This window comes from uncultured Mucilaginibacter sp. (assembly GCF_913773635.1).
GTDB lineage: Bacteria > Bacteroidota > Bacteroidia > Sphingobacteriales > Sphingobacteriaceae > Mucilaginibacter.
This window is the reverse complement of the sequence record NZ_CAJYGQ010000009.1, coordinates 117,815-135,621: the sequence shown is the minus strand read 5'-3', so window position 1 is coordinate 135,621 and position 17,807 is coordinate 117,815. Positions and strand designations below refer to the sequence as shown.

General features: G+C 40.1%; 16 protein-coding genes. 11 read left to right on the top strand and 5 right to left on the bottom strand.

What is annotated here, in order from left to right; genetic code table 11:
- The first annotated feature begins 5 nt into the window (after positions 1-5).
- The 5 genes from QZ407_RS11705 to QZ407_RS11685 all read left to right on the top strand — a co-directional run bounded on the left by QZ407_RS11705 (position 6) and on the right by QZ407_RS11685 (position 5,949).
- Positions 6-1,148, top strand: coding sequence for an XrtY-associated glycosyltransferase XYAG1 (locus QZ407_RS11705; RefSeq protein WP_295771193.1), 1,143 nt, complete (start codon positions 6-8; stop codon positions 1,146-1,148).
- Positions 1,149-1,173: 25 nt separating this feature from the next.
- Positions 1,174-1,953, top strand: coding sequence for a glycosyltransferase family 2 protein (locus QZ407_RS11700; RefSeq protein WP_295771191.1), 780 nt, complete (start codon positions 1,174-1,176; stop codon positions 1,951-1,953).
- Positions 1,954-2,038: 85 nt separating this feature from the next.
- A complete protein-coding gene (locus QZ407_RS11695) occupies positions 2,039-2,851 on the top strand; it encodes a polysaccharide biosynthesis/export family protein (RefSeq protein WP_295771188.1) in 813 nt (270 codons plus the stop codon).
- A gap of 42 nt (positions 2,852-2,893) precedes the next feature.
- A complete protein-coding gene (locus tag QZ407_RS11690; protein ID WP_295771185.1) occupies positions 2,894-5,296 on the top strand; it encodes a tyrosine-protein kinase in 2,403 nt (800 codons plus the stop codon).
- A gap of 74 nt (positions 5,297-5,370) precedes the next feature.
- Entirely contained in the window at positions 5,371-5,949 is a 579-nt protein-coding gene (locus tag QZ407_RS11685) for a WcaF family extracellular polysaccharide biosynthesis acetyltransferase (protein WP_295771183.1), read from the top strand.
- A 7-nt stretch (positions 5,950-5,956) separates the two neighbouring features.
- On the opposite strand, the gene QZ407_RS11680 is transcribed toward QZ407_RS11685, so the two are convergent.
- Complete coding sequence (locus QZ407_RS11680; protein WP_295771180.1) at positions 5,957-6,514, bottom strand: hypothetical protein; 558 nt, start codon at positions 6,512-6,514, stop codon at positions 5,957-5,959.
- Between the two features lie 127 nt (positions 6,515-6,641).
- Here QZ407_RS11680 and QZ407_RS11675 point away from each other — a divergent pair, with 127 nt between their 5' ends.
- Positions 6,642-6,860, top strand: a complete 219-nt coding sequence (locus tag QZ407_RS11675; protein ID WP_295771178.1) for a hypothetical protein — start codon at positions 6,642-6,644, stop codon at positions 6,858-6,860.
- 112 nt (positions 6,861-6,972) lie between these two features.
- Here the strand turns inward: QZ407_RS11675 and pruA are convergent, their stop codons facing one another.
- From pruA to QZ407_RS11660, 3 genes are all read right to left on the bottom strand, one after another.
- The gene (pruA, locus tag QZ407_RS11670) at positions 6,973-8,607 is read right to left on the bottom strand and encodes an L-glutamate gamma-semialdehyde dehydrogenase (RefSeq protein WP_295771176.1); all 1,635 of its coding nucleotides are present in this window, start codon (positions 8,605-8,607) and stop codon (positions 6,973-6,975) included.
- Between the two features lie 154 nt (positions 8,608-8,761).
- Positions 8,762-8,986 carry a hypothetical protein gene (locus QZ407_RS11665; protein ID WP_295771173.1) on the bottom strand — a complete coding sequence of 75 codons (225 nt, stop codon included), beginning with the start codon at positions 8,984-8,986 and terminating at the stop codon, positions 8,762-8,764.
- Between the two features lie 139 nt (positions 8,987-9,125).
- On the bottom strand, positions 9,126-11,027 hold the full coding sequence (locus tag QZ407_RS11660; protein ID WP_295771171.1) for a rhamnogalacturonan lyase: 1,902 nt from the start codon (positions 11,025-11,027) through the stop codon (positions 9,126-9,128).
- A gap of 216 nt (positions 11,028-11,243) precedes the next feature.
- Here QZ407_RS11660 and QZ407_RS11655 point away from each other — a divergent pair, with 216 nt between their 5' ends.
- From QZ407_RS11655 to QZ407_RS11635, 5 genes are all read left to right on the top strand, one after another.
- Positions 11,244-11,804, top strand: a complete 561-nt coding sequence (locus QZ407_RS11655) for a hypothetical protein (protein ID WP_295771168.1) — start codon at positions 11,244-11,246, stop codon at positions 11,802-11,804.
- Positions 11,805-11,948: 144 nt separating this feature from the next.
- Entirely contained in the window at positions 11,949-12,491 is a 543-nt protein-coding gene (locus tag QZ407_RS11650; RefSeq protein ID WP_295771166.1) for a hypothetical protein, read from the top strand.
- Positions 12,492-12,564: 73 nt separating this feature from the next.
- Positions 12,565-13,620, top strand: a complete 1,056-nt coding sequence (lpxK, locus tag QZ407_RS11645) for a tetraacyldisaccharide 4'-kinase (RefSeq protein ID WP_295771163.1) — start codon at positions 12,565-12,567, stop codon at positions 13,618-13,620.
- Positions 13,592-14,407, top strand: coding sequence for a purine-nucleoside phosphorylase (locus QZ407_RS11640; protein ID WP_295771161.1), 816 nt, complete (start codon positions 13,592-13,594; stop codon positions 14,405-14,407). The genes lpxK and QZ407_RS11640 overlap by 29 nt, the downstream gene beginning before the upstream one ends.
- A gap of 49 nt (positions 14,408-14,456) precedes the next feature.
- Positions 14,457-16,535 carry a putative porin gene (locus QZ407_RS11635; RefSeq protein ID WP_295771158.1) on the top strand — a complete coding sequence of 693 codons (2,079 nt, stop codon included), beginning with the start codon at positions 14,457-14,459 and terminating at the stop codon, positions 16,533-16,535.
- A 37-nt stretch (positions 16,536-16,572) separates the two neighbouring features.
- Here QZ407_RS11635 and QZ407_RS11630 read toward each other — a convergent pair whose 3' ends face one another.
- The gene (locus QZ407_RS11630) at positions 16,573-17,754 is read right to left on the bottom strand and encodes an asparagine synthetase B (protein WP_295771155.1); all 1,182 of its coding nucleotides are present in this window, start codon (positions 17,752-17,754) and stop codon (positions 16,573-16,575) included.
- Between the last annotated feature and the right edge of the window lie 53 nt (positions 17,755-17,807).

Below are 17,807 nucleotides of genomic sequence, written 5' to 3'. Positions count from 1 at the left end.
CGCTTATGAAAATTCTTTTTATCGTTCCTTCTTATAAGCCGGCTTACATTTATGGAGGCCCTATAGTGGTGGTAGCCTTACTTGCCGAGGAGTTGGTTAAGGCTGGGCACGAGGTTGTTGTTTACACCACTACGGCCAACGGCAAAAGCGAATTAGCTGTTGCTCCGGGACAAGAGCTTTTAGTAGATGGCGTAAAAGTGACTTATTTTAAGCGTGTTACCGGCGACCATACTCATGCTTCCCCCGACTTATGGAAGCATCTGGGCAAAACAGTAAAGCAATTTGATGCCGTTCACATACATTCCTGGTGGAACTTGTTGGTAATTGGTGCAGCATGGGTTTGCAGGCGTAATGGTGTTAAGCCAATTTTATCGCCGCATGGTATGTTCAGCAATTATATTTTGGAGACTAATAATTCGGTAAAGAAGCGTTGGATTCATAAATTATTAGGAAGAAAATTGCTTGAATACAGCTGGCTTCACGTTTCAACTCAATTGGAGTGGGAAGAATCAAAGGCTATAATACCAAGCTGGAAGGGCGCGGTAATACCTAACCTAGTGAAGTTATCTGATAAGCGATATCCTCGTGTTAAAAATGACATCTTCACAATAGCTTTTTTGTCGCGTGTTGATCCGAAGAAAGGACTTGATGTTTTAATAAAGGCCTTGAGTAAAGTTGATTTTGATTATAAATTGAAAATAGCTGGTTCTGGCGAAGAGGAGTATCTCAATTCGCTTAAAAAATTAGCTATAGAATGCGGTAATGCTGATAAGCTTGAATGGGTAGGCTGGAAAAGCGGTGAAGATAAATTTGAGTATCTTTCAAGTGTAGATTTATTTGCGCTTACTTCTCATAGTGAAAACTTTGCTATAGTAGTTATTGAGTCGCTTTCGGTAGGTACGCCTGTAATGATCAGTAAAAACGTAGGCCTTTATAACTATGTAAAGAGTAATGACCTGGGCTGGGTTACAAGCATGAATATCGAAGAAATTGCCACTCAGCTAAATAACATAGCAAATTCTAAAGAAAAGCTGGAGCGGATTAATACACAGGTACCAGAAATTATTCGTCATGAATATGATGGGCAAGTATTGGCTAATCAATACCTGGATTTGTACGAAAAGGCCGGATCAGGTAAGCTGAAATAATTTTTAAACATCTAATTTTTACCATATGGAAATTGGACAAAGTGTTTTGCAAGTACTTATACTCACAAAAAACGAAGAGCCTAATATTAAAAGAGTGCTTGATAAGCTTATCTGGGCTGAAAAAGTTGTTATACTTGATAGTGGCAGTACAGACCAGACGCTCGAAATTGTAAGCCAGTACGCTAATACAGAAGTTGTTTACAGACCATTTGACAGCTTTGCAAAGCAGTGCAACTACGGACTTTCATTACTTACCGGTGAATGGGTATTAAGCCTTGACGCCGATTATGTTTTAACAGATGATTTTATTACTGAAACCAAGCAAATACTTTCGCTAACAGGTGATACTAATGTTGGTTATTATACAAAGTTTGAGTTTTTGGTATTTGGCAGGCAATTATTGAGTAACAATACTACACCTCGGGCTGTATTATTCAAGCATGATGCAGGTTCATATTTTGATGACGGGCATGCTCATCGCCTTAAAATTGACGGCCCAACCGGTAACTATAAAGCCAAAATTTTGCATGATGACAGAAAATCTTTATCACGATGGTTGGCTAATCAGGACGGGTATTCGGTTAAGGAAACGCATAAGTTATTACATAACAATGGCGAAAAGTTGTCATTCAGTGCAAAAATCCGCCGTAACAAAGTAGTAGCTCCATTCTTTGTATTCTTTTACTCACTGTTTGTAAAAGGGTTAATTTTTAACGGTTGGGCCGGGTGGCACTACACTTTACAGCGCACCATGGTTGAAATGCTAATGGCTATAAGACTTATAGAAGAGGAAAAATTAAAATAGATCAGGCTATATTGATTTTCGGCAACACGTTTTTTTTGAATAACTTACACAAGTGTTAATCAACTTACTTTAAATATCTAATCTCTTGAAAAACAATAAATTACCTATTGTTGCGCAGTTCCTTGGGCTATTTATAGCACTAATTTTCTTTTCATCATGTTCATACAGGTCCAAAAACACGCTTTTTCACACGCGTGAAAAGTTAAATGTTGATAGCGTTAAAGATGTTTATGTGATGCAACGTGGCAGCGACCCTGACCAAAAAGCTCATATAATTTCTACCAATGATATTATAACAATCCGTAACCTTCAAAATCCAAACCTTATATCTGGTTTGTCATCAGGAATGGAGTTTGCTACAACGGCAATTGTTTACCGGGTTGACGTTGACAGCACAGTGGCTTTGCCGGTAATTGGTCGTGTGAATTTGGTTGGGCTTACTATAATACAAGCTGAGAACAAGCTTAAAGAACTTTATCAAAAACCGCCGCTTATGCTGCGCGATCCTATTATAAATATACTGGTTACTAATGCAAAAGTAACAGTATTGGGCGAGGTAGGCAGGCAAGGTAATTTTTTGCTTACCAAAGAGCGCACAAGTTTAATTGAATTACTTGGCGATGCAGGCGGATTAACGCCTCGCTCTAATAAAAAAACGGTTCAAATTATTAGAGGTAACCCTAAAGACCCTCAGGTAATTTATGTGAATATGCGAAACATTGACGTTTTGGCAAGCGATAAAATTTATCTTCAAAACAACGATATCGTTTACGTTCAACCAAACCGTTTTTCGTTGGGACTTGAGCAATTGCAGCAAACATTGCCCTTTCTTAGCGCCTTTACGTTGCTGTTAAATACAGGTTTGCTTATCGACAGATTGAGCAATTCCAACCGTTAATATTTGTTGTTCGGATAAAATTATAAAGAATAAAAGTCTTTTATGGAAGATAGAAGTGCCGAAATTGAAAATGAGCCGGCAGGTGGTAAGATTAACATAGGGAAAATCCTTCGTGTATTTCTTAGCAAATGGTATTGGATAGTTGCCTGTATAGCGATAATGCTAGCAGGGGCATATGTTTACCTGAAATTTGCTAAAGAAATTTATGCTACTACGGCTATCATTCGTATGGCCGAAACCAAAACCGAGTTTACTGAATTGGTAAACCTTGGAGATCAATCAGCAAGTGACGAAAATGAAACAGAAATGTTTATTTTAAAGTCGCAAAGCTTGTTAGAGAGTGCAGTTAATAATCTTGATTATCCGGTTACCTATTACACTAAGGGCCGTGTTAAGGACGTAAATATTTATCCGCAAAAGCCTTTCCCTATTGAGATTGTTTCAGCAGATAGTTTGTTGCGCGGCGTGCCTGATTTTGAGGTTACACGTAAAGATGGTGCAAGCTTTACCCTGGCTTACGAAAAAGGTGGCGATGAGGTGAAACGCAATTATAAATTTGGACAGATGATCACCTTTGATCAGCTTAAGTTTATTATCCGTAGTGGTTTAAATATGGGTAGCCATACCTACCGCATTCATTTCAATACGGTACCTGAACTGGTTAATGAAGTAAGAAGGGGTTATAGTATAACACCTGGTGGCAAAACCAAAATTATGTCGCTCAGATTATCAGGGCCTAACCCGGTATTGATTGCCGATATTTTGAATACCATTATTGAGGAGTACATTAAAAACGACGCCGGTCGTAAAAAACAGGCTGCAACACAAACTATTGATTTTATCGATAGCCAGCTACTGCAATTTTCGCAGCAGGTTAACAAGTCACAAGATGAGCTTTCGAATTACAAGAAAAATAATGATATAGTTAACCTTAGTGCTAAGGGCAACCAGTTATTAGCGGAGGTAAATTCAAATGAGCAAGCTAAAAATCAATTAGAAATTGAACAGCTCTATATTCAACAGTTGGAAACCGAGATGAAACAGAACCGTAACGCTATTACCCTCAACCTTGGTTTGGGTGGCCAAACGGAATCTTTGTTATCCACGTTGATAGCAAACCTAAACAATCTTATCAAAGATCGTAATGTTAAACTAGAGCAGTTTGATGAGCAATCTTCGTTAATTCAGGTTATCGACAATCAAATTAACGAGATTAAAAGGGCTGCTATGAATAACATACGGTTGTTGAAAGACCGTAATAATAAAACAATAAGATTTTTAGATAATGAAAATGCCAAATTAAAACAGAATTTGCGCGCCTATCCAACAGATGAGCAAAACCTGTTTAACCTGCAAAGCAATTTTGACATCAAACAAAAGATATACACCTATCTTAACGAGAAAAAGCTTGAGTCGGAGATAAGCAGGGCGGCAACCGTAGCTAATGCAAGTGTTGTTGAAAATGCCAAACCTAACTTTGCATTGGTTAGCCCTATATCTACAAGCATTTACCAAAATGCAATCATTTTTGGGTTAATGCTGGGCTTGGGATTAATCTTTTTAGCGCGCGCCTTAAACCCTTATTTACATGACCCTGCGGAGGTACAAATAGCTTCGACCGTGCCTATTTTAGGTATGATAAAAAAGAACAATGAGGTTTTAAATGAAGACGAAAAACAAAGTTTAAATCTTTTAAGCTCAAAGTCGGCTTTTGCCGAAGCTATACGCTCTGTGAGAACTAACCTAAGCTTTATGCAAGCCGATCAGGCATCAAAGGTTATTTGTATAACCTCTGAGGTTGCGGGTGAGGGTAAATCATTTGTATCGGTGAACTTATCGAACAGTTTATGCCTTATGGACAAAAAGGTAGTGCTTATAGCTGCCGATTTAAGAAGATCACGTCTTCATAAAACCTTCGATATGTCTGCTGACCATAAGGGTTTAAGCGAATATTTATCTAATCAAGCTCCATTAGAAAGCATTATTAACAAAACTGTTATTGAAAACCTGACTTTCATATCCTCAGGAAAAATTCCACCAAATCCCTCGGAGTTACTCCATAGAGACAAAATGAAGGAGTTGTTGGTAATTTTAAGACAGCAATATGATTATATAATCATTGATACGGCACCGGTAGGATTGATTTCCGATTCTATTCCGTTAATTCAGATGTCTGACATTAACATATTCGTGATCCGTTCAGGTGTGTCAAAAATAAGCGCTGTTAAACTTCCTGCACGTATTGACCGTGAATACCGCATGAATAAATCGAGCATTATTATGAATGCTTTTGAGCCAAACGCATTCAGAGCAAGTTTCTTCTCGGCAGATAGTACTGAAGGGAATTATAATAGTTATTACTACGCCGATTATAATTACAATTCGCCGTATTATGATGATGAGCCGGTGAAAAAATCTTTCTGGAGAAAGATTTTCGGTAAATAAAGATTAAATGAATAATTAACCCATTAACATAGCTTAGGCTGGTTAATGGGTTTTGTATTTAAAGATTTTATTAAATGAGTGACATTTTAAAGGAAACTGCACAGCCCTCAAGGGTAAGGTTAGGCGACTTCAATGCAGCGGGTTTTGAGCGCGGAGCAGGTAAACTTAAAGAAATTAGCTGGTACCTTATCAAGATGATGTTCTTTCTAACAGCGTTTCCATTTCCAAGTAGCTTGAAGTGTGCTCTCCTCAAGTTATTTGGTGCTAAAGTGGGTACCGGTGTAAATATAAAGCCGCGCGTAAATATTCACTTTCCCTGGAAAATTTCAATTGGTGATGCCTGCTGGCTTGGGGAAGAAGTATTTATCTTAAATTTTGAGAATACCATAATAGGTAACAACGTTTGCCTATCACAACGTGCTTTCATTTGTGGAGGTAACCATGATTTTAAACAACCATCCATGCCTTACCGTAATGGTTCAATAACGCTTATGGATGGTTGCTGGGTTGGAGCATCATGCTTTGTAGGGCCGGGTGTTACTATCGGCACTGATAGTGTAATAACTGCCGGTAGCATAGTCACCACTAATATTGCCGGTAACGGAATTTATAGGGGTAACCCTGCTACATTTGTTAAACAGCGTTGGACATAACTAATTATTACTTTTCCAGCTCTGCCAGCACCTGGCAAAAAGCCATATATACAGGTTTTAACAGTTCAGGCGCGGTTAAACCCAAATTTACATTTAGTTCCAGGTAAGGTTGCTCTTCATCACTACCCTCTGGGGTATGTGTGTGTATGCCAAAATCAAAGTCTTTTAAATTAGTAAACACGCTACGTAACTCCGGATTAGCAAACAGTTCTCTAAGCCGCGTTTCATAATTTGTTTTTATGATAACGTGCTTATCAAATTCAGGATAGCCGGTATGCAAATCGTCCATGCCTAAAAACTTGCCAATTGAATCGAGGAAATCTTCATCATGCAGTGCAAACCTAAAAGGCGTAGCCAGAGTTAATGGAGCAGACAGCTGTGTTATTTCTGATCCGCCTTCAAATCCGCCGCCCAGATCAATATCAATGTATAGTTTAATGGTTTTGCCATCCTGGTTTATTAAAGCTTCGTAATTAAGCATCCCTTGGTCGGCTTTTAAGTCAGCTTCAATTTGTTGCCAGCTATCATTCACATCGCTGCAATTAATTATTTTTTGTGCTTCCATATTACTTTATTTAACAGCCTCAACAAACTAATTGTTTATCGCGTTTAGCCGGCTCGTTATTGGGCGGCTCCACAATTATCAAAACAATTTAATGCATCGTTTACTTATAATTTAAAACTATACAACGATGGAAGCTGAAAACACCACACCAATAAACGAGGAGGAGAATCAAAAGGCAAGCACCCGTAATCCTGAAGATACTGAATTGGGCAACGCCCATGATGTTGAGAATAAAGATGCCGGCGAAATGGAAGCCTGGCAGCACGCCTATGATGCATCAACGCCATCATACGAATTAAACGTGGATGCAGGAATTGCAGATAAAACTGAAGAGGGAGAAGAATAATAGTATTGTTCTATTCCTAAAACTTTAAAGTAAACAAAAAGGTCATTTCAGTTTAAAACGAAATGACCTTTTTGTGTTGATACTTAAACACTGATAAGAGTGTCAAGCACTGTTATACCTCTTTATCTAAAAATGGGTAACGGTAATCTTTAGGCGGATCAAAAGTTTCCTTAATGGTACGTGGTGACGACCAGCGCAGTAAATTTTGCATTGAACCCGCTTTATCATTAGTGCCTGAGCCACGCGCACCACCAAAAGGTTGCTGGCCAACTACAGCACCTGTAGGCTTATCATTTATATAAAAGTTACCTGCCGCGTTTCTTAATCGGGTAGTAGCTTGTGTAACCGCGTAACGGTCTTGCGCAATTATTGAGCCCGTTAATGCATAAGGAGAGGTATTGTCGATGATATTCATGATCTCCTCAAACTGCTCATCTTCGTAAACATAAACACTTAACACCGGGCCAAACAGCTCCTCGCACATGGTTACGTAGTAAGGGTCCTGAACCTGGATTACCGTAGGCTGCACAAAGTACCCAACCGACTTATCATAAGTTCCACCAGTAATAATGTCAACATCAGGGTTAGCTTTTGCTTCATCAATGTACTTTGCCAGTTTATCAAATGACGCCTCGGTAATTACCGCATTTACAAAGTTTTCGAAATCTTCTGTAGGCCCAACTTTAAAGCTTGCAATATCAGCAATCATCTTTTCTTTCACGGCAGGCCATATTGACCTGGCAATATAAGCACGTGAAGCAGCTGAACATTTTTGTCCCTGGTATTCAAACGCACCACGTACTAAAGCGGTAGCTACCACTTCGGCGTTAGCGCTTGGGTGAGCAAGTACAAAATCCTTACCGCCTGTTTCGCCCACAATACGTGGATAACTACGGTAATTGCTGATGTTGTTACCAATTATCTTCCATAAATTCTGGAAAACGTGGGTAGAGCCTGTGAAATGTAAACCAGCAAAATCCCGGTGGGTAAAAATTACGTCGCCGGCAACAGGGCCGTCAACATTTATCATATTTATTACACCCGGAGGTACACCTGCTTCATTAAAAACCTGCATAATTACATTGGCAGCATAAAGCTGGGTAGGCGCGGGCTTCCAAACCACCACGTTGCCCATAAGAGCAGGGGCGGCGCAAAGGTTGCCGGCAATAGCGGTGAAGTTGAAAGGAGTGATTGCAAAAACAAATCCTTCCAGCGGGCGGTGTTCAACCCTGTTCCATACTCCTTTAGATGAAATGGGCTGCTGTGCATAAATCTCGGTCATGTATTGCACGTTGAAGCGCAAAAAGTCTATAAACTCACATGCCGCATCTATTTCAGCCTGGTAAGCATTTTTGGATTGACCCAACATAGTAGCTGCATTGATTTTAGCACGGTAAGGACCGGCCAACAAATCGGCAGCTTTTAAAAATATGGCGGCGCGTTGCTCCCAAGGCATGGTTTCCCAGTTTTCTTTGGCAGCTAAAGCCGCATCTATCGCAGCTTTTACATGGCTTGCATCACCTTCATGAGCGTTAGCCAATAAGTGTTTATGATCATGCGGAGGACGTACTTCAAGCGTTTTGCCTGTACGCACCTCTTCGCCACCAATATACATAGGTATATCAATAACCTGCGCACGGCCTTCGGCCAGGGCAGCTTTTAAAGCGGCACGCTCAATACTACGCGGACCGTAATTTAAAACCGGCTCATTTTGAGGTGCCGGTACATTAAAAAATCCTTTTAACATAGGCTTATCTATTTACATACAAAGATACGGGTTAATATGTATTACCAACAATATCTTAAACATAGCCATATAAAATTACGTAGCAATTGCTTTGTTTAGGTGTTCAATAAAGTATTTCGGCGCAATGCTCCTAATTCTCAAACAATGCACCCAATTATAATTTGGCTTCGAAGTTGTTTTTTACACTGCGGGAAATGTATGTTGCAAGACCCTCTCCAATAGTTGCGAGACGCTTCATTTGCTCAACATGACGTTTCCCGGGCTTTGTGTATGAATACAAATAAACATCGCCACCTTTGAAACGTATTTTTATATTATCGTTGCCAGTTTCATAAGCTTCAACGCCTGAGTTGCCGCTCAAATTGTGGTATTTAACCATGTATTTATAATATACAAAAGATGCTCTTTGTTTACTTTAAGGCGTTACTGAAATTTAAAGTTTAAGGATATTGTGTTTAGGTAATCCGGCCACTTAGGTAAGTGCCGGATTGCTTATATTCTATTTTAACCAGGAATTCTTATTTCTTAACATCAACAACCATTATGTTTGGCTTAGGTGGTGTTTTCATGTCTTTGCCAATAAAAAAGCTGGTATGTGGCGGCTGATTGTAGGCAACGTTTTGCCAGGCAATGCTTAGGCGGTATTGGGGGTCGTGCATGAAGGTGTAAAAACGGTTCTTAGCTGGAATAGTAGTAGTGAAAATTCGCAATTCTTTTCCATCGCGTGTAGCGTAAATGGCTTCTTCGCGCCAATCGCCCAATATATCACCGCTAAGTACCGGATTTTGCTTAGTGCCGTTGTTGCTTACACAATCATAATTGGCGGCGTTGAACAACATGTCTGCCTTTGAATTTTGATAGTCCCATTTGGTAATGCGCGTGCCATCCAATAGTTCGCTTAGCATGTCATCATCCCAAAATATTCCAAAGTTAACTGAAGGGTTGCGTTCAGATATTTTATTTCCCTTAACATCAAACATGCCGCTGATGCCTGCACCGGCAACCCACGATTCGAAGCCCGGGTAACGTGGGTCAACATCTAATGATAAGCCTCTTCCAGGCCCTTCACCATCTTCACCCGCTTTAACCGACGGAATTTTCCATATAATTTCACCGGTACGCGCATCCCTGAAGTTTGCACCTGCATCACCAAAGCGTTCCTGGATGTCAAAAACCTCTAGTCCCGGACGATTCGGATCTAAATCAGATACATGCAATGCATCAGCGTGTCCAGTGCCGGTACTGTAAATACCTTTGCCGTTATCATCAACCACCATGGCTCCGTATACAATTTCATCTTTGCCGTCATTGTCAACATCGGCAATGGTCAAATTATGATTTCCCTGTCCGCGGAAACGACGGTTTTCAGCATTTGCGTCGCTATCAAATAACCAGCGCTGTTTTAACTTGCCTTTTTGGAAGTCCCAGGCAACAATAACTGTGCGGGTATAGTAGCCACGGCACATTATTAAACTCGGGTGCTTGCCATCGAGGTAGGCCACAGCGGCAAGGAAACGGTCACTTCTGTTGCCTCTGCCATCGCCCCAAACTGCTTTTAACTGTTCGGTGGTCGGGTTTTCAGTATCAGGATGACGTACCGCAACAAAACCTGTGGTGTTAATGGCGGCACCTGTTTGTCCGTTAAAAATGGTTAAATACTCCGGGCCGCTTAAAATATGCCCGTTTTCGTTACGCCATGTTTTGGTTGAATCGCCTATTACCTTGCCTTGGCCATCAATAGTACCATCAGCGGTTTTGCAGGCAATCTCGGCTTTACCGTCTCCATCAAAATCATAAACCATAAATTGGGTATAATGCGCACCCTCCCGTATGTTACGCCCTAAATCAATACGCCACAACATGGTGCCGTTGAGTTTGTAAGCTTCCAAAATAGGATTTGATGTAAATCCGTTGTGCGAATTATCATGTCCGCGACTTACCTGATGCAAAATTATTTCGTAATCACCATCGCCATCCAAATCACCAACAGATGCGTCGTTAGGTTTATAACCAGCCATGGTTTGCAGCGGTATTGAAAGGTAAGGCTTAGCACCGTTATTTGCCGGTAAAACAAACGGCTTACTAACTTCTGATTCCTTTCCATTTAAAACCGTTTTTACAAAATAGCTGGTTGCTACGGTAGAGTCGACATTACTATCAACGTAATTTGTGGTTGTAGTGATAGGAAAAGAGTTAAGTTTAACGGCCGCTTTGTTGCCTGTCCTCTTGTATAAATTAAAGGCAATATTATCAGGATCAGTACCTAGCATGCGCCAGCCCACATAAATTTTGCCACCTCCCTGGTTAATTGCTACTACGCCACGCCCTAGTTTTTCCATTATACGTTGTGAAAGGGCGGTTTGATAAGTAATAAAAGACAGCAGGCATGCCGAGCATGCTGCAATGAAATTAAATCGCATAATTTGGTTAGTAAGTCTGGTTATAATTTGCACTAAAATAATATTGCACAGGTGTGTAACTGTGCTGTACTATGGGGTTTTACTTGTAACTATTTTGTGATATGCTGTTGCAGTTAATCCATTAAAACGAATTGTAGTCTGAACCATAAAAAGTGTTACAAGGTTAAAACCGTGATTTTTTGATGGCGTTTAACACTAATCTGCTATAATTGTATCATGATAAATAGATATTTACCTTCAATAAGCAAAACATACATATTTAAGGCAATAATGGCGCTTTGTGCTGTATTTTTTTCGTTGCAGGTAAAGGCACAAACAGCCGCATCAGACATTGATCGTCTATATCAAAAATATAAAGGCAATACCGAAACAACCATATTTGTTGGCGATAAGGAGGTTAACGCGCGTGTGCTTATAAACTATAATGCTAATAACAAACCTTACCGTATTATTATTTATGGCGAAGCCCTTGCAGACAGTGATATGGACGAATTGATTGACCAGCTTTGTGATGCAAAGATTAAGGCAGGCTACAAGCGTTCACCATCAAAAAATGTTGTAAACTTTGATCAAAACGGCATTTACGAAAATAATATTGATGTATCCACCTTTCAAAAAGGAACGCAATACGCCAAGTATGGCATAAAAAAAATGGAGGCGCGAAACCAATTAGTTGGCGAAAATGGTACACCTAAGTATTCAAGCGACTTTTTCTACTTTGAAGTAGGCGATAACGCAAGAAAGAGAACTTCAAAACCTGAGAAATTTGATTTCTAATGCCAATTGGGCTTAGCCAACCGTTATTAGCTTTACAATATTTGTAAAATAAAATATCGCTTAGCTTCGATGTAACAGGCGCTTAAGCATTAATTGGTTAAATATTGTATTTTTGCGCATATAAATCAGCGTACCGGCAATAATATGAAACGGATATTTTTTGTACTTGTAAGTATTTTACTATGTAGTGAGCTTTGGGCACAAAAAAAGGTTTCTGAATCCGAACTTGATGTTGACCGGATATACAATCTTTATAAAGACACCAGTGATATTGTTATAAAAACAGGTGGCAAGGAGATTAAAGCTAAAATAAAAATCACCCTAAACGCATTTGATAAACCGTACTCCGTTATAGCATATGGCGAAGCAGATGCCGAAGTGGATGACGTTTTGCAAAAGTTGAAAACCGAACTTGGGGTAGCTAAGTTGCAAGCCGGCTACAAACAATCGCAAGGTACATTTCCTGTAACGTTTAATCCAACAGGTAGTTATGAGCATACTTTGCAAATTTCTTACTTTCAAAAGGGAACGCAATCAGCTAAGTACGGTATCCAAAAAATAATGTATAATGATCAGGATATTAATGGCTTGAAAGTACCAAGGCATGTAAGTGACTTTTTTTACTTTGAGGTTTGTGATGAGGGAAGGCGTAACGCAGCCAAAACCGAAGAGAAATTTGTTTTCTGATCAATAATCACCTGATGATACACCGTGAACCCAAGCCTATCTTACTGGCTTTTTATATATTTGGGTAGCTGGTATGAAAAAATTACGCTTACTATTGTTTCCGTTTACCGTATTGTACGGGTTTGGCGTAGTTATACGTAACTGGCTGTACGATGCGGGGGCTTATGCAAGCATTAAATTTAACCTGCCTGTAATTGTAGTGGGGAATCTTGATGTTGGAGGAGCCGGTAAGAGCCCGATGACAGAATACCTGGTAAGGTTGCTTAGGAGTACAGGTAAACTAGCTACATTAAGCAGGGGATACGGGCGTGATACCAAAGGATTTTTAATAGCCGAAAATAATAGTTCCGCCTCAAGCATAGGCGATGAGCCTGCGCAGTTCAAACAAAAGTTTCCGGATATTACTGTTGCTGTTTGCGAAAAGCGGGTAGAGGGTATTAAGCAATTAGAAAATAATCATGATGTAGTTATACTTGATGATGCATTTCAGCACAGGGCTTTAACTCCCGGGCTAAGCATATTACTTTTTGACTTTAACCGTATAAGCGATAACAAGCTTATGCTACCTGCAGGTAATTTGCGCGAGCCGTTTATAGGCCGTTACCGTGCCGATATTTGGGTAGTAAGCAAATGTCCTGTTAATCTTTCCACTGAACAGCAACAAGAAGTGTTGCGAGTGTTAAAGCCATTAAACTATCAACAAACGTATTTTACAGCAATTGATTACTTACCGCTTCAAACTATAAATAAGCTGGCAGCCGGGCCAATGCCCGACGCCCAGACAACTGTGTTTTTACTAACAGGCATCGCCAACGCACAACCTTTATTACAATATATCAAACAATTCACATCAAACGTTATTCATCATAGTTACCCCGATCATCATCAATATAGCTCAAAAAATATTGGTAAACTTGCAGCCGATTTTAGCAACTGTAATGCACCAAAAAAAGTAATCATTACAACGGAGAAAGATGCTCAACGACTGCATGACCCTTCATTGATGGCTATTTTGAAAGAATTACCAATTCGTATACTGCCAATTGGTATAAAATTTTTGCTTGGAGGGGGAGAGCAGTTTAATAAACAGATAAACAATTATGTTAGAGAGTATACAACGCACAACTGAATATATTAAAGGCCGCATAGGTGATTTTGAACCGGAGGCAGGTATTATTTTAGGCACCGGTTTAGGTGGCCTGGTAAAGGAAATTGAAATTGAAAAGCAAATGCCTTACGCCAACATTCCCGGCTTTCCAATCTCTACGCTTGAATTCCATTCAGGAAGGCTTATTTTTGGTAGACTGGCGGGTAAAAAAGTAGTAGCCATGCAAGGGCGCCTTCACTACTATGAAGGGTACAACATGCAGCAAATTACGTTTCCGGTTAGGGTGATGAAAATGCTGGGTATAAAAACGCTTTTTGTTTCAAATGCCAGTGGTGCTTTAAACCCGGCCTTTAAAAAGGGCGACCTTATGGTTATTGATGACCATATCAACCTGCAGCCTACCAACCCGCTGGTAGGCACCAATTATGATGAGTTGGGTCCTCGTTTTCCGGATATGAGCGAACCTTACGACCAGGAGTTGATACAAAAAGCTTTACAAATTGCATCATCAAACAATATAACCTGCCATAGAGGAGTTTATGTAGCGGTTACAGGACCAAATTTAGAAACACGGGCCGAATATAAGTACCTGCGCATTATAGGTGGCGATTCGGTAGGTATGAGTACAGCACCCGAGGTAATAGTGGCAAACCATATGGGTTTACCGGTATTTGCTATATCTGTTTTAACTGATGAAGGCTTTCCTGAAATGTTGAAGCCGGTATCAATTGAAGAGATTATTGAGATTGCGCAGCGTGCCGAACCTCATATGACCCATATACTTAAAGAACTCATTGCCGGACTGTAGCCTTTTACCACAAAAAGATATTGCCCGCAGGCATATGTATAAACACACTTTGAAGCTCAGTAAGCTGCGTTACTTATTTTTTACCCTTTTTTTGCTGGTAATGGGCAACTGTGCGTTTGCACAAATACCCGACAGACCTTATGGTGTTGACACCATACGCAACGGCCGCTCGGTTGGGCAAACTCAGTCAATTGATAGTGTAAGAAAACGGCAGGAAAACCAGGGCGATACTGTAATATACACTTCAAAGTATGTGAAGGTTACTACCGAAGACTTACTCAAAGACAGCACGCAGGTATTTCCATTAGATACCGGGTTAACTAATTTTGAGAATTACAGCCCGCTTATGCAGCCGAGGTCGCCGCGTATACATCTAGGAAATACGGGCTTGCCGCAACGCCCTTTATTATTTGAGCCTATGAAAACTGTTGGCTTTGATGTTGGCTTGCATGCACTTGATCCGTACATGTTAAAACCCGAAGATATTTTATACTTCAGAACTCGGGTTGCCTACACTAATCTATCATTCTACAGTGGTGCCTTTGGTAATTCAAACAGCGAACAAATTTTCAGGCTTATTCATACACAAAACATTAAGCCAAACTGGAACTTTACTGCTAATTTTAATTCAACAGGTTCGCGCGGGTTTTATCGCCGGCAAAACGTGAGTGATCTTAACGCTGCCATTGCCACCTGGTATGAGTCAAAGGGAAAGCGGTATAACCTACTGGGTAACCTGTTTTTTAACAACATTAAGGCACCTGAAAACGGTTCGGTTGTAAACGATGTTTTTAACGTTGAGCCTGGCCAGTTGTTTGATAAGTTGCAGGAGGGTGTGCGGCTTAACAGTTCTTACATAAATTACCGAAATAATGGTGCTTACATTAAGCAATCATACTATTTAGGCCGCATTGATACGCTAAAGAATGCTGGCACTGAATCTGTAAAAATATTGCCTACCCAGCGGTTTACTCATACATTTTTTTACAACACGCAAAAGTACAGGTTCATACAGAATGAACCTGATAACTACCGGGTATTTCCTGATTACTTTTTTAATTCAACTGTTTCGCAGGATTCGCTTTCGGTAATGAACATTCGGAACGACTTTTCCTACAGTTTTTATTTGCGTGGAAAATCAGTAAGTTTTGTTAAAAATGAGGTTAAGCTTGATGTTGGATTAACTCACGATTTATTTCATTATAACCAGTTCATAGTTGATTCATTGCAGCAGGGTACTAATCTCCGTAATCAAGTCAGAAAGGTACAAGGGTCAAGCTATCAAAACATAAAATTAAATGCCAAATTTAGTTATCGTTTCAGCGATCGTCTGGGTCTTGATGGTAACTTTCAACAGGTGGTACAGGGTTATAACTTTGGAGATTACCTTTATGATGCCAAGCTAACGATTGCTGGTGGCGAAAAAGCCGGTCGTATTATTTTTGGTGCTTACGCACAAAACAATGAAGCCCCGCTTATTTACAAAAACTGGATTTCGAACCACTATGTGTACCGTAATACCGACATTGGTAAACAGCAAATCAACAACCTGTCATTCAATTATATTAATGATAAGCTTAAACTAGATTTAAAGGCAGAGTACTTTTTAGTTAGCGGGTACCAGTACTTTGCGGCTCAAACTCCGGGAGGTATTGATGCTGCTCCCGCTCAACTAAGCTCTCCATTAAATTTACTTAAAGTTGCTTTAGGAAAACGGTTTGACTTCGGTCGTTGGCATTTTGAAGATTATTTTGTCTATCAGCGCTCTGATTACCAGTCAACCATACGCACACCTGAGTTTTACAACTACGTAAATATTTATTTCACACGCTTGTTTTTCAAGGTGCTTAATGCTTCAATAGGTGTAAACGCTCGGTATAACACTAAATATAACGCACCTAATTACGCCATTGGTATAGGACAGTTCTACAACAGTTCTGATATAAGTTTCCTTACTTATCCGGTTATAACGCCTTATATTAAAGCCACATTATTCCGCACCAATTTGTTTATCATGTATGATTATGCCAATCAGGGCCTGCAAAGCAACGGGTACTATACGGTTAACCGTTACCCAATGCCCGATAAGCAATTAAAATTTGGCGTAAGCTGGGCGTTTTATAATTAATTATTTTGATTTTAAACAAGGCTGGAATAGGCTTTATTTAGGTTTTCTGCTTCTTCTTTTTAGCCGCCGGGAATAAAACGTTGTTGAGTATAAGACGGTAGCCTGGCGAATTTGGATGCAGCTTTAAATCAGTAGGAGGGTCGCCTACGGCATGTTGATAATCTTCGGGATCGTGGCCGCCGTAAAAGGTCCACTGGCCTTTGCCAAAATCACCATGTATATAACGGGCTTCGTTACCGGTTTTCATTTCGCCCATAACGGTTACATCAGGCTTAATACGCGCCTTATTATAGGCCGTTGTAAGTCCCATAAAGCCTTTTATAACCTTATCATGGTTTTGGGTAAGCATACTTGGCACCACATCCCACTTGGCCGAAAAGTCAAAAAGCGTAAAGAAGTCACGCGTACGATCGACCTGCCTGAAATTAGTCATATCAATATCGCTAAACTGATGCGACATTGGATTCATGTCTAACTGAAAATTTTGAAACGCAAATGTTTGATTAAAATCAAGTTTGTCCTGAGCGCGTGAATCTGCTGCGTCACCATCAAACATGGTTTCGCAAATATCAGTTTTGGTCGCAGCGGCGGCAATGTCAAACGTATCAGTACCCGAGCACATGGCAAACAAAAAGCCGCCCCCATTACAAAAGTCATGTATATGCTGCACTACGGCCAGCTTCATTTGTGATACTTTTTTAAACCCCAGCTTATGTGCTGTTTCCTCCTGTTTCTTGACATCGTCCTGGTACCACGGCTGGTACCTGAAGGCAGCAAAAAACTTACTGTATTGCCCGGTGAAATCTTCGTGATGCATGTGCAGCCAATCGTACTTGCTTAAGTCGCCTTTTAAAACCTCTTCATCGTATACCACGTCATAAGGTATCTCGGCATACTTTAATACCAGCGTTACAGCATCATCCCAGGGTAGTTTGTTTTTTGGGGAATAAACCGCCATTTTAGGTGCCTTTTGAAGTTTCACAACATCCATATTAACTGATGGATCACTCACCTCAGTTAAAATGGATGTCACTTTAGCATCGGGCAACACTTCATAGCTTACACCCCTTATTTTGCATTCATCTTCAATTTGCTTGCTGTAAGTGGTCATGAAACTTCCTCCACGATAGTTCAGCAGCCAATCTACCTCGCCAGCATTTTTTAAAACCCAAAAAGCTATTCCATATGATTTCAAATGGTCTTTTTGTACTTCATCCATCGGTATTAATATGGATGTAGCCTTTGTTACAAAGGCTAATAACAAAAGGATTA